At 67.1% G+C, this 23,564-nt stretch carries 27 protein-coding genes; 20 read left to right on the plus strand and 7 right to left on the minus strand.

Going from position 1 to position 23,564, the window contains the following annotated elements; genetic code table 11:
* Positions 1–69 precede the first annotated feature (69 nt).
* From LC068_RS04620 to LC068_RS04630, 3 genes are all read right to left on the minus strand, one after another.
* Positions 70–1,869, minus strand: coding sequence for a long-chain-acyl-CoA synthetase (locus LC068_RS04620; RefSeq protein WP_226634902.1), 1,800 nt, complete (start codon positions 1,867–1,869; stop codon positions 70–72).
* A 159-nt stretch (positions 1,870–2,028) separates the two neighbouring features.
* Positions 2,029–2,571: a lipocalin family protein gene (locus LC068_RS04625; RefSeq protein WP_226634903.1), complete on the minus strand. Its 543-nt coding sequence runs from the start codon at positions 2,569–2,571 to the stop codon at positions 2,029–2,031.
* A 59-nt stretch (positions 2,572–2,630) separates the two neighbouring features.
* Positions 2,631–3,479: a DUF1206 domain-containing protein gene (locus tag LC068_RS04630; protein WP_226634904.1), complete on the minus strand. Its 849-nt coding sequence runs from the start codon at positions 3,477–3,479 to the stop codon at positions 2,631–2,633.
* 129 nt (positions 3,480–3,608) lie between these two features.
* On the opposite strand from LC068_RS04630, the gene LC068_RS04635 reads away from it, so the two are divergent.
* Positions 3,609–4,571: an ABC transporter ATP-binding protein gene (locus LC068_RS04635; protein WP_226634905.1), complete on the plus strand. Its 963-nt coding sequence runs from the start codon at positions 3,609–3,611 to the stop codon at positions 4,569–4,571.
* Positions 4,568–5,335, plus strand: coding sequence for an ABC transporter permease (locus tag LC068_RS04640; RefSeq protein ID WP_226634906.1), 768 nt, complete (start codon positions 4,568–4,570; stop codon positions 5,333–5,335). The genes LC068_RS04635 and LC068_RS04640 overlap by 4 nt, the downstream gene beginning before the upstream one ends.
* A gap of 10 nt (positions 5,336–5,345) precedes the next feature.
* Here the strand turns inward: LC068_RS04640 and LC068_RS04645 are convergent, their stop codons facing one another.
* Together LC068_RS04645 and putP are read right to left on the minus strand one after the other, a co-directional pair.
* The gene (locus LC068_RS04645) at positions 5,346–5,732 is read right to left on the minus strand and encodes a hypothetical protein (protein ID WP_226634907.1); all 387 of its coding nucleotides are present in this window, start codon (positions 5,730–5,732) and stop codon (positions 5,346–5,348) included.
* Between the two features lie 45 nt (positions 5,733–5,777).
* A complete protein-coding gene (putP, locus tag LC068_RS04650; RefSeq protein ID WP_226634908.1) occupies positions 5,778–7,298 on the minus strand; it encodes a sodium/proline symporter PutP in 1,521 nt (506 codons plus the stop codon).
* Positions 7,299–7,435: 137 nt separating this feature from the next.
* Between putP and LC068_RS04655 the strand changes: the two genes are divergently transcribed.
* Positions 7,436–7,681 (plus strand): hypothetical protein, encoded by a 246-nt coding sequence (locus tag LC068_RS04655; RefSeq protein ID WP_226634910.1) that lies wholly within the window; start codon positions 7,436–7,438, stop codon positions 7,679–7,681.
* 3 nt (positions 7,682–7,684) lie between these two features.
* On the opposite strand, the gene cysS is transcribed toward LC068_RS04655, so the two are convergent.
* Positions 7,685–9,094, minus strand: a complete 1,410-nt coding sequence (gene cysS, locus LC068_RS04660) for a cysteine--tRNA ligase (RefSeq protein WP_226634912.1) — start codon at positions 9,092–9,094, stop codon at positions 7,685–7,687.
* Between the two features lie 165 nt (positions 9,095–9,259).
* Here cysS and folE point away from each other — a divergent pair, with 165 nt between their 5' ends.
* The 17 genes from folE (at position 9,260) to LC068_RS04745 (ending at position 22,852) form a co-directional block, all read left to right on the plus strand.
* Positions 9,260–9,883, plus strand: coding sequence for a GTP cyclohydrolase I FolE (folE, locus tag LC068_RS04665; protein WP_226634914.1), 624 nt, complete (start codon positions 9,260–9,262; stop codon positions 9,881–9,883).
* A gap of 157 nt (positions 9,884–10,040) precedes the next feature.
* The gene (locus LC068_RS04670) at positions 10,041–10,484 is read left to right on the plus strand and encodes a biopolymer transporter ExbD (RefSeq protein ID WP_226634916.1); all 444 of its coding nucleotides are present in this window, start codon (positions 10,041–10,043) and stop codon (positions 10,482–10,484) included.
* 73 nt (positions 10,485–10,557) lie between these two features.
* Positions 10,558–10,908, plus strand: a complete 351-nt coding sequence (locus tag LC068_RS04675; protein WP_226634918.1) for an MmcQ/YjbR family DNA-binding protein — start codon at positions 10,558–10,560, stop codon at positions 10,906–10,908.
* 72 nt (positions 10,909–10,980) lie between these two features.
* Positions 10,981–11,520 carry a tetratricopeptide repeat protein gene (locus LC068_RS04680; protein ID WP_226634921.1) on the plus strand — a complete coding sequence of 180 codons (540 nt, stop codon included), beginning with the start codon at positions 10,981–10,983 and terminating at the stop codon, positions 11,518–11,520.
* 70 nt (positions 11,521–11,590) lie between these two features.
* Positions 11,591–12,430 carry an aldo/keto reductase gene (locus LC068_RS04685; RefSeq protein ID WP_226634923.1) on the plus strand — a complete coding sequence of 280 codons (840 nt, stop codon included), beginning with the start codon at positions 11,591–11,593 and terminating at the stop codon, positions 12,428–12,430.
* A gap of 19 nt (positions 12,431–12,449) precedes the next feature.
* The gene (locus tag LC068_RS04690) at positions 12,450–12,698 is read left to right on the plus strand and encodes a helix-turn-helix domain-containing protein (protein WP_226634925.1); all 249 of its coding nucleotides are present in this window, start codon (positions 12,450–12,452) and stop codon (positions 12,696–12,698) included.
* A gap of 52 nt (positions 12,699–12,750) precedes the next feature.
* The gene (locus LC068_RS04695) at positions 12,751–14,280 is read left to right on the plus strand and encodes a UbiD family decarboxylase (RefSeq protein ID WP_226634927.1); all 1,530 of its coding nucleotides are present in this window, start codon (positions 12,751–12,753) and stop codon (positions 14,278–14,280) included.
* A gap of 19 nt (positions 14,281–14,299) precedes the next feature.
* Entirely contained in the window at positions 14,300–15,679 is a 1,380-nt protein-coding gene (locus LC068_RS04700; protein WP_226634929.1) for a serine hydrolase domain-containing protein, read from the plus strand.
* Between the two features lie 12 nt (positions 15,680–15,691).
* A complete protein-coding gene (locus tag LC068_RS04705; protein ID WP_226634931.1) occupies positions 15,692–16,309 on the plus strand; it encodes a hypothetical protein in 618 nt (205 codons plus the stop codon).
* 66 nt (positions 16,310–16,375) lie between these two features.
* Complete coding sequence (locus tag LC068_RS04710; protein WP_226634933.1) at positions 16,376–16,954, plus strand: DUF1003 domain-containing protein; 579 nt, start codon at positions 16,376–16,378, stop codon at positions 16,952–16,954.
* A gap of 110 nt (positions 16,955–17,064) precedes the next feature.
* On the plus strand, positions 17,065–18,849 hold the full coding sequence (locus LC068_RS04715; protein WP_226634935.1) for a M14 family metallopeptidase: 1,785 nt from the start codon (positions 17,065–17,067) through the stop codon (positions 18,847–18,849).
* Complete coding sequence (locus LC068_RS04720) at positions 18,849–19,277, plus strand: MAPEG family protein (RefSeq protein WP_226634937.1); 429 nt, start codon at positions 18,849–18,851, stop codon at positions 19,275–19,277. The genes LC068_RS04715 and LC068_RS04720 overlap by 1 nt, the downstream gene beginning before the upstream one ends.
* Positions 19,278–19,343: 66 nt before the next feature.
* Positions 19,344–20,693, plus strand: coding sequence for a TldD/PmbA family protein (locus LC068_RS04725; RefSeq protein ID WP_226634939.1), 1,350 nt, complete (start codon positions 19,344–19,346; stop codon positions 20,691–20,693).
* Positions 20,690–21,484 (plus strand): 3'(2'),5'-bisphosphate nucleotidase CysQ, encoded by a 795-nt coding sequence (locus LC068_RS04730; protein WP_226634941.1) that lies wholly within the window; start codon positions 20,690–20,692, stop codon positions 21,482–21,484. Before LC068_RS04725 ends, LC068_RS04730 begins: the two co-directional genes overlap by 4 nt.
* 43 nt (positions 21,485–21,527) lie before the next feature.
* Positions 21,528–21,785, plus strand: a complete 258-nt coding sequence (locus tag LC068_RS04735; protein ID WP_226634943.1) for a DUF4170 domain-containing protein — start codon at positions 21,528–21,530, stop codon at positions 21,783–21,785.
* 61 nt (positions 21,786–21,846) lie between these two features.
* Entirely contained in the window at positions 21,847–22,050 is a 204-nt protein-coding gene (locus tag LC068_RS04740) for a hypothetical protein (RefSeq protein WP_226634946.1), read from the plus strand.
* Between the two features lie 4 nt (positions 22,051–22,054).
* Positions 22,055–22,852, plus strand: a complete 798-nt coding sequence (locus LC068_RS04745) for a hypothetical protein (protein ID WP_226634948.1) — start codon at positions 22,055–22,057, stop codon at positions 22,850–22,852.
* 14 nt (positions 22,853–22,866) lie between these two features.
* Here the strand turns inward: LC068_RS04745 and LC068_RS04750 are convergent, their stop codons facing one another.
* Positions 22,867–23,532: a fused DSP-PTPase phosphatase/NAD kinase-like protein gene (locus tag LC068_RS04750; RefSeq protein ID WP_226634950.1), complete on the minus strand. Its 666-nt coding sequence runs from the start codon at positions 23,530–23,532 to the stop codon at positions 22,867–22,869.
* Between the last annotated feature and the right edge of the window lie 32 nt (positions 23,533–23,564).

A 23,564-nucleotide genomic window follows, 5' to 3' on the forward strand; every position in this document is an offset into this window, starting at 1 on the left:
CCTGTGGCGAACGAGAGGCGCCAACCCTGCCCGTTAATGCTTAAGGCCGCGTTGCCATGAGGCAGATGATCAGAGCCGCGTTTCGCCGTCGAGGATGCCCTTGCGGGCGGCGGGGGTCAGCTTTGTGTAGCCGGCCTTGCCGCCGCGCACGAACAGCGGGCCGTCGACCTTGTCCGGGTCAAAGCCGTCGCTGACCAGATCGACCTTGCGGTATTTGAAGGTGCCGGTGGTGTCGACGGCCTTCATGATGCGGACGAACTGGGGCTGGGCGTAGGACGGCAGATTGGCCTCGACATACTCGGCGAAGGCGGTCGCGCCGAAGCGGCCCTCGACCACGAGGGCGACCATGCCGGCCTTGCCCTCCTGACCCGGGACGGGGACGCCGTAGGCGATGACTTCCTTGACGCCCGGCGCCTCGGCCAGCCGCTGTTCGACCTCGGCGGTCGAGACGTTCTCGCCCTTCCAGCGGAAGGTGTCGCCGATCCGGTCGATGAAATAGAAATAGCCCTCGGAGTCCTGACGCATCAGGTCGCCCGTGCGGAACCAGCGGTCGCCGGGCTTGAAGACGTCGGTCAGGATCTTCTTTTGCGAGGCGGACTTGTCGGCATAGCCCGAGAAGTCGTGGCGGGTGTCGTCGCCGATCATGCCGATGGCCTCGCCCACCTCGCCGACATCGGCCAGACGGCAGCGCCCGTCAGAGCCGCGCACCGGGGTTTCGGTGTCGAAGTCGAACTTGACGAGGCGGATGTTGACCTTGCCCTTCACAAACCACGGCACCCGGCCGATGGCGCCCGCACGGCCGTCGAAGTTGAACACCGAGACATTGCCCTCGGTCGAGCCGTAGAATTCCAGGATCTCGGGGATGGCGAACCGGGACTTGAACTCGGTCCAGACATCGGGGCGAAGGCCGTTGCCATAGGCGAGGCGCAGGCTGTGGGCGCGCTCGTCCTCGTGCTCGGGGCAGTTGACCAGATAGCGGCACAGCTCGCCGATATAGACGAACAGGGTGGCGCCGGACTTCTTCACATCGGGCCAGAAGGCGGTGGCCGAGAAGCGCTTGCGCAGCACCAGCTTGCCGCCGTTCAGCAGGGCCGGGCCGATGCCGACCAGACCGCCGGTCGAGTGATAGAGGGGCAGGACGTTGTAGGTGACGTCCTTTTCGGTCGCCGCCGTGCAGCCGGCGAAGGCGCGCATATAGGTCCGGGCGCGCGAGTGGGGCACGCGCGCGGCCTTGGGCAGGCCGGTGGTGCCCGAGGTGTAGATGTAGAGGGCGGTCGAGCGGTTGGTCAGGCCCTCACGTGCGCTGGCGGCCGGACGCACCGAGGAGGCGCTGCGCAGCGGGGTGTCGAGGTCGCGACGGTCGCTGACCTCATCCTCGTCGGCGAGGCCGAGCACCCACAGCATCAGATTGCGGTCGGTGTGGGGGCGGGCCTCCTCGAGCGCGCGCCAGCAGTCCTGATCGGTGATGATCTGGGAGGCGCCCGAAATCTCGATGCAGTGGCCCAGCGCCGGGCCGGTCAGGTTGGTGTTGATGAGGGCGGTGGCGACGCCGACCTTGGACAGGCCGAACCAGGCGGCAAGGTATTCGGCGCGGTTCATCATCACGAGGGCGACGGTGTCGCTGCGCTTCAGGTTCCGGCCCCGGGCCCAGTGGGCGAACCGGTTCGCCATGCTATCGAACTCGCGATAGGTCAGGCTGCGGTGCTCGTCCTCGATGGCGATGCGGTCGGGGAAGCGGTCGACAGCCTCCTCGAGGTCGTCACAGACCAGCGTCGGACTGTCGAGGGTGATCGGCTTGATCCGGTCAAGCAGGCGACGCAGTCCGGCGGCGAACTTCAGATCCCGACGGATGTTGGCCAGCAAGCCCATGATCGCGCCATCTCCCTTGAGCGTCTCTTTCCTCCGGTGATGACGGGCCGGAGGCAGGAGGTCAACCGCGAGGGGAATCCGGGAGCCCGCGTTAACGCACTTTCGCGCCGGGCGTGGCCCCCCTGCCCCGGTGACGCAGGGTCAAGGAGGCGGTGCGCCCTACTCCGCCGGGGGGAATTCCAGCTTCGAGACATCATAGCCGAGGTCGGCCGCGCGCCGGACCAGGGCCTCGCGTTCGGCATCGGTCGGGATCTCGCGCGTGTAGATGAACAGCTTTTCGAAGGTCGGGTCTGCCGAGATGAACCAGCTATAGTCGTCGGCCCGGTCGAGGATCCAGTAGTCCCAGGTGACGAAGCCCGCGACATAGCGGACCCGCAGCCGGGTGTTGGTGCCGGGATCGAGGATTTCGCCCCGGCCGCCGATGGCCTTTTCGCGACCGTCGGGAGTACCGACCTGACAGGTGTCGCGCACATCCACGCGGGTTTCGGTAACGAGGGTGTAATTGGAGGCGCCCGCCACGCAGCCGTCGGTGATGCTCATCGGCAGGCGGGCGATCTCGAGCCAGCGCCCCGAGTAGAGCCGCTCGGCGTCGACCGGCTTGCGGGGCTCCGGCGCGCGCCATTCCGACGGCGGCGGGGCGGTCACGCAGGCCGCCGTCGAGAGCAGCAGGGCAGAGAGGGCGAACAGGCGGACGGGCGACATGGCAGGCTCCGATCAGCGACGGGTGTGCGAGATACGACCGGGCGCGCGCGGGGGACGCATCAGGTGAGGTCCAGATCGCGCGGCGGGCGGATGCGCCGGAACCGCCCCTCGACGAAGGCATAGGCCCCGAAGGCCATCAGGCCGAGCGCCGTGGCGCTGAGCAGCCAGGGCCCGGCAGGCAGGGTCTCGACCGACTCCAGCGCGCCGCCGAAGGTGGTGATCTCGCTGGCCCGGTCCCGGAATCCCGCCCACATCACCAGACCGGCCAGCGGAAAATAGGCCAGGCCGCGCGCGACATAACCGACATGGGCAAGGGGCACGACGCGCTTGCAGATTGTCTCCGAACAGCGGAGGTCCCGACCGAAGTCATTGCGGATGCCCCGCACCACATTGCCGATCCCGACGCCGAGGATGACCAGCCCCACCCCGATCAGCAGGATCTGGCCGAAGGGCAGCTCCATCAGGGCGCGCGCCTTCTCCTGGTTCTCGGCCGCGTCGCCGGCGGTCGGATTGGCATAGACCTCGTCCAACACCTCGAAGACAGTGGAGGCGAGCAGGCCATAGACCACGCCGCTGATCCCCTGCCCCACCCGCTTGGCGATGGCCTTGAGGTCACGGCCTTCATTGTCGGCATCGAAGACCGCCTGCAGCACGCGCCACAGCACGAAGCTCCAGAGGCCCGCGCCGAGCGTGAACAGCCAGACGCGGCCGAAGGGCTGGCGGGCCAGACTTTCGACCACGCCGGTCGAGCCGGCGGTCTGACGCGTCAGATCGTGGGCGGTCAGCATCAGGATCACGCCGATCGACACATAAACGAAGCCGCGCGCGCCATAGCCGAAGCGGGCCAGCGCCTCGAGGATGACCGGCGTGTCGGGGCGCTTCCGCCACAGGTGGCGGGCGCGGGACATCAATTTGTCGGTGTGGTGTTCAGCCCAGCTCGTATCCATCGGCACATCAACTCCTGATACGGCGACAGGCTCCGCCTTGTGAGAAGACAGGGCAGCGCCTATCTGCCCGACCAGACTGAGGGGGACGGAATGCAGCCGGTCATTCACATCGACGGCCTGACCAAGACCTATGCCAGCGGCCACAAGGCGCTGAAGAAGGTCGATCTGGACATCTACAAGGGCGAGATCTTTGCCCTGCTGGGGCCGAACGGCGCGGGCAAGACCACGCTGATCAGCACCATCTGCGGAATCGTCACGCCCAGCACCGGATCGGTGCAGGTGGACGGTCACGACATCCAGTCCGGCTATCGCCACGCGCGCGAACTGATCGGCCTGGTGCCCCAGGAACTGACCACCGATGCGTTCGAGACCGTATGGGCCACGGTGACCTTCAGCCGGGGCCTGTTCGGCAAGTCGCCCAATCCGGCCTACGTAGAGCAGATCCTTCGCGACCTGAGCCTGTGGGAGAAGAAGGACGCCAAGCTGATGACGCTGTCGGGCGGCATGAAGCGGCGGGTGATGATCGCCAAGGCCCTCAGCCATGAGCCGGAGATCCTGTTCCTCGACGAGCCTACAGCCGGCGTCGACGTCGAGCTGCGCCGGGACATGTGGGCGCTGGTGCGCGGCCTGCGCGAGCGCGGCGTGACCATCATCCTGACCACCCACTACATCGAGGAAGCCGAGGAGATGGCCGACCGGGTCGGCGTGATCCTGGGCGGCGAGCTGATCCTGGTCGACGAGAAGACCAGCCTGATGAAGAAGCTGGGCAAGAAGACGCTGACGCTGAACCTTCAGGACACGATGGAGACAGTGCCCGCCGAACTGGCCGAGTGGCAGCTGACGCTGAAGGCCGACGGCAATGAGCTGGAATATGTGTTCGATGCCAATGCGGAGCGCACGGGCGTGCCCTCGCTGCTGCGGGCGGTCAGCGACCTGGGGATCGGGTTCAAGGATCTGAATACGGCCCAGAGCTCGCTGGAGGACATCTTCGTGAGCCTGGTGCACCGGGACAAGCCGGTCGAGGGGACCAGCGGCAAGGGAGGCGCGGCATGACGTTCAATGCTTATGGCGTGTGGGCCATCTATCGCTTCGAAATGGCGCGGGCGCTGCGCACCTTCTGGCAGTCGATCGTGACGCCCGTGATCACCACCGCCCTCTATTTCGTGGTGTTCGGCTCGGCCATCGGCAGCCGAATGACCGAGATCGACGGGGTCGCCTATGGCGCCTTCATCGTGCCCGGGCTGATCATGCTGAGCCTGTTCACCCAGTCGCTGTTCAACGCCAGCTTCGGCATCTACTTCCCGAAATTCACGGGCACCATCTACGAGATCCTGTCGGCGCCCATATCGCCGTTCGAGATCGTGCTGGCCTATGTCGGGGCGGCGGCGACCAAGTCGATCGTGCTGGGTCTGGTGATTCTGGCGACGGCGGCGCTGTTCGTGCCACTGCGGATCGAGCACCCGCTGGCCATGATCGCCTTCCTGCTGCTGATCGCCGCGACCTTCTCGCTGTTCGGATTCATCATCGGCATCTGGGCCCAGGGGTTCGAGCAGCTACAGATGATCCCGATGCTGATCGTGACGCCGCTGACCTTCCTGGGCGGGTCCTTCTATTCGATCGACATGCTGCCGGGCATCTGGCGGACGATCTCGCTGTTCAACCCGGTGGTCTATCTGATTTCGGGCTTCCGCTGGGCCTTCTACGGGGTCGGCGATGTGAGTGTGGGGCTGAGCCTGACCGCGACCCTGGCCTTCTTCTTCATCTGTCTGGCGATCGTGGCCTGGATGTTCCGGACGGGCTACCGGCTGAAGGCCTGAGGCCCGGGCCTCAGGCCGGGGCCTTCATCGGGATATAGCCGCGCTCGACCATGCGGCGGAGGCCCTCATAGGCCTCGGCCAGCTCCTCATAGGCGGTGCGATAAGCGGTCAGGCGGGCGACCTGGTCCGGCGTGGACGGCGCGCCCGACTCGGACTGACGCAGGGCCTCGGCCACCCATTTGGCCCGGGCGGTCGCCGCGGTGACGGCGAGGCGCTGGAAATGGGCCGGGTCGATCGACGCCAGCATCTGTCCCACCACCTCGCGGTTCGAGACATAGGCGGTGTAGTCGATCTGCTCCATCAGGCCGCGCAGGCGGCGCTGCTCGTGCGGGTCGATGTCCTGGGGCTCGAAATGATCCCGGGCCCGGCGGTAGCTGGAAGACTGGATCGTCGACATGGCGCACCCTGAGAACGCGTATCATCAGAGGGTGCGCCCGATCTGTTAACGGGTCGTTTCAGGCTCACCCTTGTGGTGAAGAGCCTGACGCACGGCCTCGAAGGTCGACTGGACGTCCTCGGCCGGCGGCTTGCCCATCAGGCTGACGGCCCAGATGGCCAGCCAGCTGAGCACGAAGCCCGGCACGATCTCGTAGATGCCGCTGCCCTGCGACAGGGTCTGGCCGTCGGCCAGCACCGGGGCATAGATCCAGACCAGTACCGTGGCGGCCCCGACGATCATGCCGGCGAGCGCGCCGTTGCGGGTCATGCGCTTCCACGTCAGCGACAGGATGACCAGCGGACCGAAGGCGGCGCCGAAGCCCGCCCAGGCATTGGAAACCAGCCCCAGCACATTGTTGGTCGGGTCCCAGGCGAGGAAGATGGCCGCCAGCGACACCGCCAGCACGGCCAGCCGGCCGATCATGACCAGCTCCTTCTGGGGCGCGTTCCTGCGCAGGAAGATGCCGTAGAAGTCCTCGGTCAGGGAGCTGGACGACACCAGCAGCTGCGACGAGATGGTGCTCATGATCGCCGCCAGAATGGCCGCCAGCAGGAAGCCCGTGATCAGCGGGTCGAACAGCACATCCGACAGCAGGATGAAGATGGTCTCGGCGTCGGCGACCTCCAGACCCGTGCGGGTGGCATAGGCGAGGCCCACCAGTCCGGTCGACAGCGCGCCGATCAGGGTGACCAGCATCCAGCTCATGCCGATGTTGCGCATGGTCGGCACATCCTTGAGCGAGCGCACGGCCATGAAGCGGACGATGATGTGCGGCTGGCCGAAATAGCCGAGGCCCCAGGCCATGGCCGAGATCACGCTGATGACGGTGGCACCCTGGAACAGGTTGAGCAGGCCGGGATCGATGCCGCGCACCGTCTCGGTCATGCCGTCGACGCCGCCGATCTGGGTCAGGGCGACGATCGGCACCAGGATCAGGGCCACGAACATGATGCAGCCCTGCACAAAGTCAGTGAGGCTGACGGCCATGAAGCCGCCGACCATGGTGTAGGCCAGCACCACGCCCGCCGTGATCCAGAGGCCCCAGGCGTAGTCGAGGCCGAAGGCGCTCTCGAACAGCTTGCCGCCCGCGACCAGCCCCGACGAGGTGTAGAGGGTGAAGAAGATGACGATGACAAGCGAGGAGATCACCCGCAGCAGGCGGGATTTGTCCTTGAACCGCTTGTCGAAATAGTCGGGGATGGTGATCGCGTCGTCGGCCATCACCGTATAGGTCCGCAGGCGCGGCGCCACGATCAGATAGTTGGCCAACGCCCCGATGAAGAGGCCGATGGCGATCCAGGCCGAGGACAGGCCGCTCAGGAACATGGCCCCGGGCAGGCCCAGCAGCATCCAGCCGCTCATGTCCGAGGCGCCGGCCGACAGGGAGGCCACCGCCGGTCCCAGCTTGCGCCCGCCCAGCATATAGCCCGACACGTCGGAGGTGGATTCGCGATAGCTGTAGAGCCCGATACCGAGCATCAGGGCGAAATACAGGCCGAGGGTGATGTAGGTTCCGATTTCCATGCGTCATGGGGTAGCAGCGTTGCCGCAATCGGGTCCACCCCTGCCACAATGCTTAATGGAACAGCGGGGGGCGCCACGGGTTAGCCATAATCAGGGAGACCCACTGACGGGTCCACATCCTGAACGGGAGACACCCCATGACTCATCGCCCTCACCGCCCTGCCTTGCTGTCGGCCCTCGCGGTCGGCGCCCTGGGTCTGTCCCTGGCCGCCTGCGCCAGCACCGGACCGGGCGACGGCACCTATACCCAGCGGCTGGACAAGCTGCGGGCCGACTGTGACGCCCGGGGCGGCATTCTGACCCCGACGGGCGCCCAGAGCGCCTCGCCCGAGGTCGACTACGCCTGCCAGATCAACGGCCTGCCTTCCAGCCGGACCCGTTGATCCCTAGGACCGGAGGCGCCAGCGCGCGCCTTCGGCTCCATCCATCACCTCGACGTTCAGTTCCGCCAGCCGGTCGCGAATGCGGTCGGCCTCGGCCCAATTTTTCTCGGCCCGTGCTGCGGCACGTTGCTGAATGAGGGCCTCGACCTCGACCGCCAGGGCATCGGACACATCGCCCTTCAGCCATTCTGCCGGATTTGACTGCAGGACTCCCAGCAGATGGGCCGCGGCCAGGAGCTGACCCTTGGCCGCAGCGACCGAAGCCATATCGCCCGCCGTCAGCCCGCGCTCGATATCACCGGACAGGCCGAACAGGACCGCCATGGCGCCCGGCGTGTTCAGGTCATCCTCGATGGCCGCAATGAATTCGGTCGGCGGCTGATCGCCCGCCGCGGCGACGTCCGCCGCGCGCGACAGGGCGCCATACAGCCGGTCCAGCGACTTGCGGCTCTGGTCCAGCAGGGCCTGCGTCCAGTCCAGCGGCTGGCGATAGTGGGCCGACAGCAGGGCCCAGCGCACCACCTCGCCCGGAATGGCCTGCACCAGATCGTGGAGCAACAGCACATTGCCCAGCGACTTGGACATCTTCTCCGCATCCAGCGTCAGGAAGCCGTTGTGCATCCAGTAGCGGGCGTACTGGTCGTGCGGACGCTCACCGTGGGCATGGCCGTGGGCGCAGACGCCCTGGGCGATCTCGTTCTCGTGGTGCGGAAAGGCCAGATCGATGCCACCGCCGTGGATGTCGATCGGCAGGCCCAGCACCTGCTCGATCATGGCCGAGCATTCGATGTGCCAGCCCGGACGCCCGGGCCCCCAGGGCGACGGCCATTCCGGCTCGCCCGGCTTTGACGGCTTCCACAGGACAAAGTCGTGCGGGTTCTTCTTGTAGGGGGCGACCTCGACCCGCGCGCCGGCGATCATGTCGTCCAGATTGCGGCCCGACAGGGCGCCGTAGGCCTGATAGGCCGAGACGTCGAACAGCACATGACCCTCGGCTGCATAGGCGCAGCCGTGGTCCAGAATGGCGCCGATCTGGGCGACGATGGCGTCCATGTGATCGGTGACGTGCGGGGCGATGTCGGGTGGGGCGACATTCAGCCGCGCCATGTCCTCGAGATAGGCCGCTTCATAGCGCGCGGTGATCTCGCCGATGGGCACGCCTTCCTTCGCGGCCTTGGCATTGATCTTGTCATCCACGTCCGTGACGTTTCGCGCATAGACGACGTGTTCGGCCCCGTAACGACGGCGCAGGAGCCGCACCAGCACGTCGAAAACCACCGGCGGACGGGCGTTGCCGATGTGGGCAAAGTCATAGACCGTGGGTCCGCAGACATAGAGGGTCACGCGCTTTTCATCACGGGGCTCGAAGACCCGTTTCGACCGGGTCAGGGTGTCGTGGAGCACGAGGGGCATGGCGTCGGGCCGGTCCGGCTTGCTTGCGGGGAAAGGGGATCATCCCATATAGCCGGGACGGGACGCGTCCAACCAGACAGTTCGCTCCCGCAGAAAAAAGGGAGAGCGGCGCGCGTCATTTCCGGGACCCTCGTTCCGGCGCAACTTCGTCGCCAGTACATCGATATGGATGCCATCGTGCAAAAGCCGACCCTGGTCGCAGACTCCGATTCGCCCGCCGTGGTTCGCCCCAGCCGCGAGGAAGCCCTGAAGGCCGTGCGCACCCTGCTGGCCTGGGCGGGGGACAATCCCGACCGCGAGGGACTGATTGATACGCCCAAGCGCGTGGTCGATGCCTATGCCGAATGGTTCGAAGGCTATGAGGCCGATCCGGCCAAGGAACTGTCGCGCACCTTCGAGGACGTGCAGGGCTATGACGACATGGTGCTGCTGCGCGACATCGAGGTCGAGAGCCACTGCGAGCACCATATGGCCCCGTTCTTGGGCAAGGCCTATGTCGCCTATGTGCCGACCGAGAAGGTGGTGGGCATCTCGAAGATCGCCCGGGTGGTCGAGATCTTTTCCAAGCGCCTGCAGACCCAGGAAGTGCTGACCAACCAGATCGCCGGGGCCATCGAATCGCACCTCAAGCCGGCGGGCGTGGCCGTGCTGATCGACGCCGAGCACCAGTGCATGACCACCCGCGGCGTGCATCACCGCCATGTGTCGACCATCACCACCCGCTTCACGGGTGTGTTCAAGAGCGACCCCGCGCAGATGGAGCGTTTCCTGAAGCTGGCGCGCGGCTGATACGCCCGGGCCGGTTCGCCTGTGGGGGGTAATCCGCACAAACGGAACCCTTCGAGGCCTCTGACCGCTTTACAACCGCCTTCAGGGACGCCAAGAGACGGGGGAACCTGATCCACGCGCGCGCCCCGAGTGGCGGCATGATACGGAGACGACCCCCATGGGTGCCAAACTGTCCGGGCCGCGCGGCGGCAAGACGATCGAACAGAACGCTGACATCAACGTCACGCCGTTCGTCGACATTATGCTGGTGCTGCTGATCATCTTCATGGTTGCCGCCCCGCTGGCCACCGTGTCGATCCGCCTGGACCTGCCGCCCGCCAGCCCGCCGCCTCCGGGCGCCGAGTTTGAAGAGCCGGTCGTGGTCAACATCGAGCGCTACGGCGATCTGTACGTCGGTCGTGGTGACCAGCTGACCAAGACCAGCATCGCCAGCTTGCCGGTCGACGTCTGTGCGGCTCTGGGCGGCGGCGCCTGTCAGGATGAGCGCGTGTTCGTGCGCGCCAACGCCGAGGTCATGTACAATGACTTCATGACCGTCATGAACACCCTGCAGCAGAGCGGCTTCCTGAAGGTCGGCCTGATCAACGAAGACATCGAATAGCACCGGGCTCTGCGCCTGATGCCTCGAGGGCCGCTCCTGACCGGGGGCGGCCCTTTTTGATTCGGAGCCGGTCATGACCGCAGATGAGATCAACGCCCTGATCATGGCCCTGCCCGGGGCGGAACGTGGGACGGCCTATGGCGAGCCCTGCTGGCGGATCGCGGGCAAATTCCTGACGCGCCTCCGGGCCGAGGATGACAGCCTGGCGCTGGACGTCGGCGACCGGGACCGGCGCGACCTGTTGCTGGAGATGGATCCCGAGGTCTTTCACCTGACCGACCACTACCGGCAGTACAGCTATGTCCTGATCCGAATTGCCTCCGTCGATCCGGAGTGGCTCAAAGCCGAGCTGGCACGCCGGTGGCGCAAGGTGGCCCCGGCGACGCTGAAGAAGGCGAATCCGGAGCTGGGCGCCGTCGACTGAGGCGTGTCGGATCGCATGACCACGCCGTATTCGATGTGCTAAGGGCGGACAGTCCTTCGGGGGAGAGGTCGGATGCGAACGGCGGCGGTAGTGGTGGTGGTGGCTCTGGGCCTGGCGGCCTGTGAGCAGACGGCCAAGGAGGCGCCACCGCAGCGTGCGAGCCTGGAAGACGGCGATCGCTGCTTTGCGGACCGTGACTGGGGATGTGCGGCCGAGAATTATGGCGGCTACCTGAAGACCTACCCCGAGGATCCGACGGTGAACGCCCGGCTGGCCCTGGCGCGCACGCGAAGCGGCAAACACCAGGAGGCCCTGCCCGCCTATCGCAAGGCCGAAGAGCTGGGGGTCGTCACCTATGACCTCTATGCCGGCTATGCGACCAGTCTTGAGGCCACCGGCGACCTTGAAGGGGCCATTCGCGCCAACCGGAAGTCGCTCGAGATCGTGCCCAACCTTGTGGACGTCCGGGGCGCCCTGGCCGCGCAGCTGGTCCGGACGGGACAGCGGGACGAGGCCATCGCCCTGCTGGAGGAGTTCGACGCCTATCTGAAGGACAATGGCCGCCCGCCGTATTTTACGGCCCAGATTGCGTCCATCCGCGAAAAGGGCTGACGGGACCAGCGCTGTCGCGGTTGCATCTGTCGGGTCGAAACCTAGCTAGAGGGCTCACACGGAGCCTGACATGACCGACACCCTGACCGTCGACGGACACGATATCCCCCTGCTGGGCCTCGGCACCTGGCAGCTGGAGCCGGACGAGGCGCGGCATATGGTGGGTCACGCCCTGACGCACGGCTATCGCCATATCGACACCGCCTGGATCTACCGGAACGAAAAGGGCGTGGGCGAAGGCATCCGCGATGCGAATGTGGCGCGCGACAGCTTCTGGCTGACGACCAAGATCTGGGTCGATCATTTCAGCCATGACGCCCTGCTGAAACAGGCGGAGGAGTCGGCCGAGAGCCTGGGCACCGCGCCCGACCTGCTGCTGCTGCACTGGCCCAAGGCGACCCCGCCGCTGGCGGAGACGATCGGGGCTCTGAATGAGGCGAAGTCGCGCGGCCTGACGCGGGCCATCGGCCTGTCGAACTTTCCCTCGGCCGAATGGAAGAAGGCGCAGGACCTGTCCGAGGCCCGGCTGATCACCAATCAGGTCGAGTACCATCCCTATCTGTCGCAGAAGACGCTGATCGAGACGGCCAAGGCCCTGGGGTCGTCGATCACGGCGTGGTCGCCGCTGGCCCAGGGCAAGATCGCCAAGGACGCCACGATCCGCGCCATCGGCGAGGCCCACGGCAAGTCGGCGGGCCAGGTGACCCTGCGCTGGATCGTGCAGCAGGGTGTGATCGCCATCCCCAAGACCTCGAAGGAAAGTCGGGCGGCCGAGAACCTCGACATCTTCGATTTTACCCTGACCGACGACGAGATGGCCCGCATCCACGCGCTGGCCAGGCCGGACGGGCGTCTGGGCGACTGGCTGGACGACGCCTTTGAATGGGATCAGGATACCGCCCAACGATAAGAACCGTGGGAGGTTCGACGTGGGAAGTGTGCTGCCGTTTCCGGGGACGGACCCGGACGATGCCGCCGTCGGCCGGCGGCTGAAGCACTGGCGCGATCAGCGCGGGGTGGATGTCGACAGTCTGGCCGGCGCCCTGAAGCTGACGCCCGAAGCCATCCGCAGACTGGAAGCCGGCCACGCCCGGATGGACTCGATGCAGATCGCCGCGGCCACCCGCCATCTCCACCTGCCGGTCTGGGCACTGGTGTCGGACCGTCCCGCCTATTGAGCGACAGCCTGTCCGCGTGACAGACGCGGCGACGCCGCCTAAGCGTTTTCGCATGGCCTACAAGTCGCTACGCGAATTCATCGATCTGCTGGAAGCCGAGGGCGAACTGGTGCGGGTGACCGAGCCGGTGTCGACCCATCTCGAGATGACCGAAATCCAGACCCGGCTGCTGCGCAATGGCGGGCCGGCAGTGCTGTTCGAAAAGCCGGTCATGCCGGACGGGTCGATCAGTCCCATTCCGTGTCTGGCCAATCTGTTCGGCACGGTGAAGCGGGTGGCCATGGGCGTGACGCTGGAGGGCAGGAGCCGTACCACGGCCGCCGAACTGCGCGAGGTCGGCGAGCTGCTGGCCTTCCTGCGCAATCCGACCCCGCCGCGCGGTCTGGCCGACGCCATGGAGATGCTGCCGCTGGCCAAGACCGTCATGGCCATGCGGCCGAAGACGGTGAAGAAGGCCCCGGTGCAGGAGGTGGTGCTGAAGGGGGACCAGATCGACCTGACGTCCCTGCCGGTGCAGGGCTGCTGGCCGGGCGAGCCCGCGCCCCTGATCACCTGGGGTCTGGTGGTGACCAGGGGGCCGTCCGACGACCGCGAGGATGACTTCAACCTCGGCATCTACCGCATGCAGGTGCTGGGCAAGGACAAGGCGATCATGCGCTGGCTGGCCCATCGGGGCGGCGCCCAGCACTATGCCCGTCACAGGAAGGCCGGAAAGCGCGAGCCCCTGCCCTGCGCCGTCGTGCTGGGGGCCGATCCGGGCACCATTCTGGCGGCGGTGACGCCGGTGCCCGACACCCTGTCGGAATACCAGTTCGCGGGCCTGCTGCGCGGTCAGAAGGCCGAGCTGGTCGACTGCAAGACCGTGCCGCTGCAGGTGCCGGCCACCGCCGAGATCGTGCTGGAGGGGCACGTCCTGCTGGACGAGCACGCGCCCGAGGGCCCGTACGGCGATCACACGGGCTATTACAATTCGGTCGAGACCTTCCCGGTCTTTCAGGTGTCGGCCATCACCATGCGCCGCGACCCCATCTATCTGACTACCTTCACCGGGCGTCCGCCGGACGAGCCGAGCGTGCTGGGCGAGGCGCTGAACGAGGTCTTCATCCCCCTGCTGCAACAGCAGTTTCCCGAGATCACCGACTTCTGGCTGCCGCCCGAGGGGTGCAGCTATCGGATCGCCGTGGTGGCCATGAAGAAGGCCTATCCCGGTCACGCCAAGCGGGTGATGATGGGCTGCTGGAGCTATCTGCGGCAGTTCATGTACACCAAGTGGATCATCGTGGTGGACCACGACATCGACGCCCGCGACTGGAAGGACGTCATGTGGGCTATCTCGACCAAGATGGACCCGGCCCGCGACATCACCGTGATCGAGAACACCCCGATCGACTATCTGGACTTTGCCAGCCCCGAGAGCGGCCTCGGCTCCAAGATCGGCCTCGACGCCACGGACAAGTGGGAGCCCGAGACCAAACGCGAATGGGGCGAGGAAATCCGCATGGACGAGGCCGTGGTCGAGCGGGTCAGCGACATGTGGGACCGGCTGGGCCTGCCCGGTGACGGAACACCGATCTGGAAGTAGCCACGTGGGGAGGGGGACGATGAAGAAGAGACTGGTCGCGTTTTCAGGGGTTGCCCTGCTGGCGCTGGCGGGACAGGCGGCGGCCCAGGACCGGGCGGCGATGAACTCTCTCGTCACGGGCGTCGGCGCCAAGATCAGCTGTTCGGCAGTCTTCGTATCCGGGCGGTCTCTGGAGGCAGCGGCGGCGGACTCCGACCGGCTGCTCGGCGAGCTGGGCGGCGGCATCGACTATGCGGTGGACCGCGAGGCGGCGTCTGCCTCTGCGTCGCGCGAGGGTGTCGGCCGATCAGCCTACTACCGGCCCGGTCTGGGCTGCACCCTGTCGGTGGACGGCCAGCCCCTGCCCGCCCAGGCCGATCCGCGCGATCCCTATGAGGCGAGGCCCGTCTGGCGGGTGGCCGAACCCGGGCCCGATGTGGATGCCGCAGCCCTGACCGCCGCGATGGACGCGGCCTTCCCCGCAGACGCGGACATCGACACGCGCGCCTTTGTCGTCGTGCATCACGGCAGGATCGTTGCCGAGCGCTATGCCGAGGGTTTTGACGCCGACATGCCTCTGCTGGGCTGGTCGATGAGCAAGAGCGTAATCGCCACCCTGATCGGCCTTCTGATCGAGGACGGGCGGCTGAGCCTTGACGATACCCTGGACTGGCCGGGCTGGCCCGAAGGGGATCCGCGTCGGGACATTACGGTGGAGCAGCTGCTGCACATGTCCAGCGGGCTGGCCTTCAGCGAGGACTACGCCGGGGCGGACGACGCGACCCTGATGCTGTTCACCCAAAACGACATGGCCGCCTATGCCGCGTCCAAACCGGCTGCGGCGCCGCCGGATACGGTCTGGTCCTATTCGTCTGGCACAACGCTGATCCTGTCGCGCCTTCTGGTCGAGGTGCTGGGTAGCCCCGAGGCCGTGCAGGCCTATGCCCGCGAGCGGCTGTTCGTACCGGCGGGGATGTTGAGCGCGGTTCTGGAACAGGACGGGGCGGGCACCCCGGTCGGTAGTTCCTATGTCTATGCCTCGGCGCGCGACTGGGCCCGGTTCGGCCAGCTGTACCTGAATGGCGGCGAGATCGGGGGCCGGCGGATCCTGTCTCCGGAATGGACCGCCTGGGTGCAGCAGCCTGCGCCCGCCGACCCCACGGCCAACTATGGCGGCCAGTTCTGGCTGAACGGATGGCGCAGCCCGGATCGCGCGCGGCGCAGCATGGCGGACCTGCCGCCGGACGCCTTCAGCGCCATCGGCCACAATGGGCAGACGGTGATGATCATCCCGTCGCTGGATGTGGTGATCGTGCGGATGGGCTGGACCACCGGGGACGCCAATTTCCGGATGAGCACAACCGCGCCTCCCGTCCTGCGAGCCCTGGGCATCCTGCCCGCCGCCGACGCCACGCCGTAGGGACCGCACCGCATGAGCGCGTTCGAGTTCTTTTTCAGCTTCTATGGCCTGTTGCTGGGGCTGTCGGTGGCGGAGCTGGTCAGCGGGTTTTCGCGGGTGCTGCATGAGCGCGAGCGCATCCGGTTCGGGTGGCTGACGCCGCTGCTGGCGGTGTTCGTCGCCATCGACATCGCCACCTTCTGGAACCAGGCCTGGGTGATCTTTCGCGGGGCGCCGTTCAACTTCGCGCTGCTGGTGCTGGGGCTGGTGGTGGCCGGGACCTTCTATGTCGCGGCCAGCGTGACCTTTCCGCGGGTGGCGATGGAGGGGCGGGACGTCGATCTGGACGACCATTTCTGGGCCCAGCGGCGGATCGTGTTTGGCTGTGTGCTGGCCGCGAACCTACTGATCGCCCTGACCTTCTTTGCCATCACGGGACTGAGCGGAGAGATCGGCCAGATCGCGCTGGGGCCGATCTTCTGGATCGGGCTGTCGATCTTCATCTGCGGGACCTCGATCGGGGCGTTTGCCAGCAATCGGAGGCTGGTGATCGGGGCGTTGCTGGTGCTGGTCGCCTATCATCTGTTCACCACCGCGCGGGCGCTGAATGTGGTGATCCAGGCGGGCGGGTGGTCTCTGCTGCAGGGCTGAGCCTGCCCGATGACACGGAGCCGGAGAGCGGCCTAAGCTCTGCTCATCCACAGCCGAGGCGAGCCCATGTCCACCCCCGTCCAGACCCTGACCCATGCTGCAGAGAAGTGGTTCGGCAAGAGCCCTGACGATCTCGGCGAGCGGGAGCGGCGAGTGCTGATGAAGGCCGAGGCGCATGCCCCGATCTCGCACAATGTGAACACGACCTTCGCGGCCGAGTCGACCTTTGGCGAGCGACTGGCCGACCGGGTCGCGGCGTTCGGCGGATCGTGGACCTTCATCGTCCTGTTCTGTGTGGTGCTCGCCGGCTGGGTCGGATTGAACCTGGCGATGGCGCGGGCGGCGTTCGACCCCTACCCCTTCATCTTCCTGAACCTGATGCTGTCGATGGTCGCCGCCATCCAGGCCCCGGTCATCATGATGAGCCAGAACCGGCAGGGGGCGAAGGACCGTGCCGATGCGGCCCATGACTATGAGGTCAATCTGAAGGCCGAGATCGAGATCATGGCCCTGCATGAAAAGATGGACCGGATGCGGACGGTCGAGATGGAGGCCATGCTGGCCCGACAGGCCGAGCAGATTGCACTTTTGACGCGACTGGTCGAGCGACTGGACCCGGCGACGGATGGACGAACCGGGGTGTGAGAGGGTTGCCATCAAAGGGCGGCCCGGGCCATGACGGGGGCATGAAAACGCCCCGTATCGCCCTTGCCCTTGCCGTCAGTCTGGCAGTGATCCCGTTTGCGAGTCCCGTGATGTCCCAGAGTATGCCGTCTTCGTCCAACCAGGCCCTGTACGATCCGCAGCGGTTCCTGCCCCCGGCGCCGGCGTGGGACGGGGCGAGCCGGTCCTTGCTGCGCCCGGCATCCGATCCGTGGGCGACCGACTTCGAGCGCGACCCCGAGCTGGACTTCAGCCCGAACTATGCGGACACGCGCGCCTGGTTCGACCGGCTGGATGCGGCCTCGGACTGGATCCGCATCGAGGAGTTCGGCACGTCGCCCGAGGGGCGGCCGATCTATGCGGTGATCGCGTCCAAGGACGGGGCGACGCTTGATCCGTCCAAGCCGGTGATTCTGGCGCAGGCCGGCATCCACCCCGGCGAGATCGACGGCAAGGACGCGGGCATGATGCTGCTGCGCGACATCGCCTTCTACGGGCGCGACGACCTGCTGGACGGGGCCAACCTGATTCTGATCCCGATCCTGTCGGTGGACGGGCACGAGCGGGCCAGTGCCTATTCCCGGCCGAACCAGCGCGGGCCGCGGGTGCAGGGCTGGCGCAATACGGCGACCAACCAGAACCTGAACCGGGACTATATGAAGCTGGACCAGGCCGAGATGCAGGCGGTGCGCGGTCTGGTGCTGAAGTATCAGCCGGACCTGTACGTCGACATCCACGTCACCGACGGTCTCGATTATCAATATGACGTCACCTATGGCTACAACGGCGAGAACGGGGTGTGGTCGCGCAGCCCCGCAACCGCCCGCTGGCTGGACGCCGCCTTCAAGCCGGCCATGAATGACGCCCTTGAGGCCCAGGGCCACATCCCGGGCGAGCTGGTGTTCGGCATCGACGACCAGAACCCGCGCGCGGGCCTGTCGGACGGCGGGCTGGGCGAGCGCTTCTCGAACGGCTGGGGCTCGGCCGCCCATGTGCCAACCATCCTGATCGAGAACCACAGCCTGAAGCCCTATGACCAGCGGGTGCTGGGCACCTATGTCTTCCTCGAGACGGCGATGAAGGTGCTGGCCGAAGACGGGGACGATCTGCGCGCGGCGGTCGAGGCGGACCGGGCGCTGCGGCCCGCGACCATTCCGACCAATTTCGAGCCGAGCAAGGAGCCGGTCTCGATCCGCCCGTTCAAGGGCATCCGCTATGAGACCTATGTCAGCCCGGCCTCGGGCCGCGAGGAGGTGCGCTGGCTGGGCGTGGCCGATCCGGAGCTGTGGCAGATGCCCTTCTACGGCTCGGTGCCGACGCTGGAGCTGGCGCGGCCCGAGGCCTATTGGGTGCCCGCGCACCGCGCCGACATCATCGAACGCCTGAAGATGCACGGCATTGAGATGGAGACCCTGAGCGAGGCGCGGACCGTGCCGGTCGAGATGCTGCGGCTGGAGGACGTCCGCCTGTCGCCGCGCACCAATGAGGGCCATGTGCCGGTGCGCGTGGGCGGGGTCACGCCCGAGGCCCGGGAGTGGACCTTCCCCGCCGGATCGGTGCGGGTGCCGACCGACCAGCCGCTGGGCGATGTGGTGGTGCTGCTGCTGGAGCCGCAGTCGAGCGAGAGCTTCTTTGCCTGGGGCATGTTCCTCGAGGTGCTGAACCGGGTCGAATATATCGAGGGCTATGCCATCGCCCCGCTGGCCGAGGCGATGATGGCCGCCGATCCGGCGCTGAAGGCCGAGTTCGAGGCCAAGCTGGCCGCCGATCCCGAGTTTGCCGCCAATGGCGATGCGCGGCTGGCGTGGTTCTATGAGCGGACGCCCTTCTACGACGACCGCTTCAACCTGTATCCGATCGCGCGGGAGACACGCTGATGACCCTGTCGGACATCATGGGCGCCGCAGCCCACCCGGAGGCGCTGAAGGCGTTGTCGCTGTGGGCCGGCCTGCTGGTGCTGTGGCTGGTGCTGCTGTCGTGGGGCGTGGTCGGCCAGAGGCGCCGCCTGAAGGTCGCCTTCGGGGACGGCGGCCATGTGTCGCTGACGGCGGCCGGGCGCGCGTTCGGCAATGCCTCGGAATACATCCCGGCCGGACTGATCGCCTTGGTGCTGCTGGCGCTGACGGGGGCCACACCGCTGCTGATCCACGCTCTGGGTGCGACCCTGCTGGTCGGACGAATGATCCACGCCGCCGGCCTGTTGTTCCAGAAGGGGCCGTCGCTGGGCCGTATCCTCGGCATGGTGCTGACCTATGCGGTGCTGCTGTTCGCGGCAGGGCTGCTGATCGGCCGGGCGCTGGGCTGACACCCGGCGAGCGAGGACGGTTGCCATGGCGGTTGCCCCCGGGGGCCGTGGCCGCCATATCGGGGCATGGCCGATTCCCCTGCTCCCTCCCCTGATCTGATCCATGATGTGATCGGTGCCGCCCTCCGGGCCGGGGCCGACGCCGCCGAGGCGGTGACCTCGGAACGGACCTCGCTGTCCGTCGGCGTGCGAGACGGGGCGCTGGAGGACGTCGAGCGCGAGGAAGCGCACGACCTGGGCCTTCGGGTCTTCATCGGCAAGCGCCAAGCGACGGTCTCGACCTCGGACCTGTCAGCCCCGACGCGGGCGCGGCTGATCGAGCGGGCCGTGGCCATGGCGCGGCTGGCCCCGGAAGATCCTTATGCCACCCTGGCCCCGGAAGAGCGGCTGGCCCGGGCGCCGTTCCGCGACATGGACCTTTACGACGCCAACTTCCCCGAGCCGGCAGCGCTTGAGGCAGCAGCGCGCGACTGCGAAGCGGCAGCGCTGGACGTCGAGGGCGTGGCGCGGTCGGAAGGCGGCCATGCCTCGGCCTCGCGCAGCGCATGGCGGCTGGTGACCTCGCACGGGTTCGACGGCCAGTATCGCGGCACGGCCTTTTCGCTCGGCGCCGGCGTGATCGCCGAAAAGGACGGTCAGATGGAGCGGGGCGGCGAGCACCGCACCCTGCGGCATCTGTCGGACATGCCGGCGGCGGAAACCCTCGGACGCGAAGCCGGACGGCGGGCCGTGGCACGGGTGGGCGCCCGCAAGATCGCCTCGCAAACCCTGCCGGTCATCTTCGAGAACCGGGTCGCGACCCAGGTGCTGTCGCCGTTGCTGGGCGCCATTTCCGGCCCGTCGATTGCGCGCGGGACCTCTTTCCTGAAGGACGCCCTGGGCGAGGCCGTCCTGCCCGCCCATCTGTCGCTGATCGACGACCCGTTCCGCACGCGCGGTCTGGGCTCGACCCCGTTCGATGATGAGGGCGTCGAAGTCGTCGAGCGGGCGCTGGTCGACCGGGGCGTGATCACCACCTGGCTGATGAATACGGCGGCGGCGGCGCAGCTGGGGCTGGAAAGCACCGGCCATGCCTCGCGCGGGCTGGCCGGGCCGTCGGGCGTGTCGACGCACAACCTGCACCTGACGCCCGGAGAGGCCGATCTGGCCGGGCTGATGGGTCAGGCGGGCACCGGCCTGCTGGTCACCTCCATGTTCGGGCCGTCGCTGAACCCCAACACCGGGGACTGGTCGGCGGGGGTCTCGGGCTTCCTGTTCGAGGGGGGCGTGATCGTTCACCCGGTCAGCGAAGTGACCGTGGCCGGCAATCTGCGCCAGCTGTGGATGCGGGTGGTGGCGGGCAGCGATCTGGAGTTCCGGTCGTCGTTCAACAGCCCGTCGCTGCTGTTCGATGCGGTGGCCGTCGCCGGCAAATGACCGATCTGGCCGCCGACCTTGCCCTGATCGTCGAGGCCGCCCGCGAGGGCGCAGACCTGGCGCTGGCCGCGCGCGCGCGGGGGCTGGAGATCGAGCGCAAGCCGGGCGGGTCACCGGTCACCAATGCGGACCTGAAGGTCGATGCCTTCCTCAAGGAGCGACTGCTGGCGGCACGGCCCGATCATGGCTGGCTGTCGGAGGAAACGCCGGACAGCCCCGAGCGGCTGAAGCACCGGCGTATCTTCGTCGTCGATCCGATCGACGGCACCCAGGCCTTTATCGCCAACCGTCCCTGGTGGTGCATTCCGATCGCCGTGATCGAGGACGGACAGCCGGTGGCGGCCGTCATCCATGTGCCGGAGCGCAGCGAGATCTTCGTCGCCACGGCGGGCGGTGGCGCGCGGATGAACGGTGCCGCCATCCGGGCCAGCGACACCGATGCCCTGGAGGACGCCTCCCTGCTGGCCAGCGCCCAGATGCTTCAGGGGCCGCAGTGGGTGACACCCTGGCCACCCATGCGGTTCGAAAAGCGCAGCGCCCTGGCCTATCGGATGGCGCTAGTCGCCGCAGGCGCCTTTGACGCTACAGTGGCGCTGACGCCCAAGTGGGACTGGGACGTCGCGGCAGGCGCCCTGATCGCGCGCGAGGCCGGGGCGATCGTGACCGACCATCTGGGTGAGGACTGGCGCTTCAACCGGCCCGACCCGCGTCAGGCCAGTCTGGTCTGCGCGGCACCGGGCCTGCACCCGTTGATCCTGGAGCGAACCGGGGCTATCCCCCGGGCCAGTTGACCCCTCCCCTGCATCAGGAGGCCTGCCTGCAGGCCAGCCGCCCATGACCGATACGCCCAAGACCACCGTCGAGTCCCCCGATCAGCTGCTGCATCTGGTGATCGGCGGCGAACTGCGTCACCTGGACGCCCCCGTGTTCCGCGACCTGTCGAAGATCGACTTCGTCGGCGCCTTCCCCAATTATGAGGAAGCCAAGAAGGCGTGGAAGGCCAAGGCCCAGGCGACCGTCGACAACGCCCACATGCGCTACTTCATCCTGCATGCGCACCGGATGATCGACCCGCGCGGCGACGCGCACTGAGCCGCACTGGCGTCGCGACCGGGTTCGTGAGACCTTTGACGGCTCACGGCGGAGACGTGCGATGACCCTGTTCGGACAGACCCTGGATACGCAGCAGCTGTTCGCCCTGGTGCTGCTTTCGGCCAGCTTGGTCTACTGGCTGTTCGTCATGCGGGGCGAGCGCAACTATCGCCGCTGGTTCAAACAGTGGGAGGCCGACCGCAGGGCCCGCCGGGAAGCCCAGCAACGCGCCGAGGGCGGTGGCTCAGGCGGTCCGTGGGGCTGACGCGATGGGCGAGACGGCAATCCTGATCCGCCGCTCGCTGCTGGATCGTGCCCTGCTGCTGGGCGTGTTGCTGCTTTCCGTCGCCCTGCTGGCGACGCCCGCTGAGGCCCAGGAGCATACGAACGAGCCGTCGATCGACGACGTTTTGCGCGCTTTTCAAGCCAACACCGAATTGTGGTCCGGCCCCTCGTACCAGACGGGGGACGGCATCGGTCTTCGTGGCGAAACACGGATGCGAGCGTCGCAGAACGCGCCCGGCGTTTGCGAGCAAGACCGCTTCTCGATTTCCATCGGGCCTGACCGCGGTGACGGCATCCCGCGCGCCACGCAAATTGTGTCCCGAACGATCTATGCCCTCAGGGCCATCGAGCCGAAACGCCGCGACGGGACCGCTGAGGCCCGGCAGATCGACCAGGACATCGCCTGCTCTCAGTGGGGCGCAGGGCGCGCCGCTTACATAGAGGCGGAGGATGCCGACACGGCCTGGCTGGCCGGACAGATCATCGAGGCCCTGGCGGTCGACGCGCGGACCGGGCAGCGCGTGCCATGGGACTGCGGGAACCCCGACCGGTGTCCGACGCGGGGGGAGGGTCTGGCGGTGCTTGAGCTCGGTGACCTCACCCACGTCAGGGCCACACGGGACGACTGTCCGAATGACCATGAGTGCCGGGTCCTGGTGCTGGGCGGCGACATCCATTCCAGCGATCTATGGACCCTCACGGTCGCGCTTTCCGGCCTCGAACCCCTGCGCATCGTCAGCGTGACGTGGGGATGGGATATGCGCGTCTCGCTTCCGGACTAGCCCTGCGGCGGGCCCTACTCCCGCTTGAGCAAGCGCTCCGTCAGCAGGGTGCCCCACCAGCCGGCCTTGAACTCGGCGCGGATGGCCTTGGGGTCATAGCCGGGGCTGTCGACCCATTCGAGGAAGCCGATGCCCTGCGGCTCGATCTCGTGGACGTATTTCTCGAGGTAGAAGTCCAGCACGCCGGTCAGGCCCTCGCGGCTGTGCAGATACTTCTTGGACAGCTGGCCCATGGCCTCGGAGATCGGCTCGCCGAGGTGGAAATGGCGATAGAAGACCGCCATCAGGCCGGCCCGGTCGGCACCCGACTTGCAGTGGATCAGCACCGGATACTGGATCGTCTGGAACAGGGCCTTTGCGCGGTGGACCCGGTCGGGACCCGGCACGTCGCGGGAATCCAGCGGGGCGTCGATCAGCGTCAGGCCCAGCCGCTCGCAGGCGTCCTTCTCCAGCCAGTAATAGGCCTCATCCCGCGCGCCGCGCAGATTGATGACGGTATTGATGCCCTTGGCCTTCCAGCGGGCCAGCTGGGCGGGTGAGGGCTGGTTGGTGCGGACCAGATCGGGGCCCAGCCAGTGGGCGTTGGAAAAGGCCACGCGCAGGAAGGCATGGTCCTCCAGCCAGTAGGACAGGTGGGTCTTGAACCGACCCCAGCGCGTGGACAGATCAGGGCGCGACATGCGGGGCAGATAGCCTTTCGCCGGGAAAGGCA

It is taken from the genome of Brevundimonas poindexterae (assembly GCF_020524625.1).
In the GTDB taxonomy this organism is placed as follows: Bacteria; Pseudomonadota; Alphaproteobacteria; order Caulobacterales; family Caulobacteraceae; genus Brevundimonas; species Brevundimonas poindexterae_A.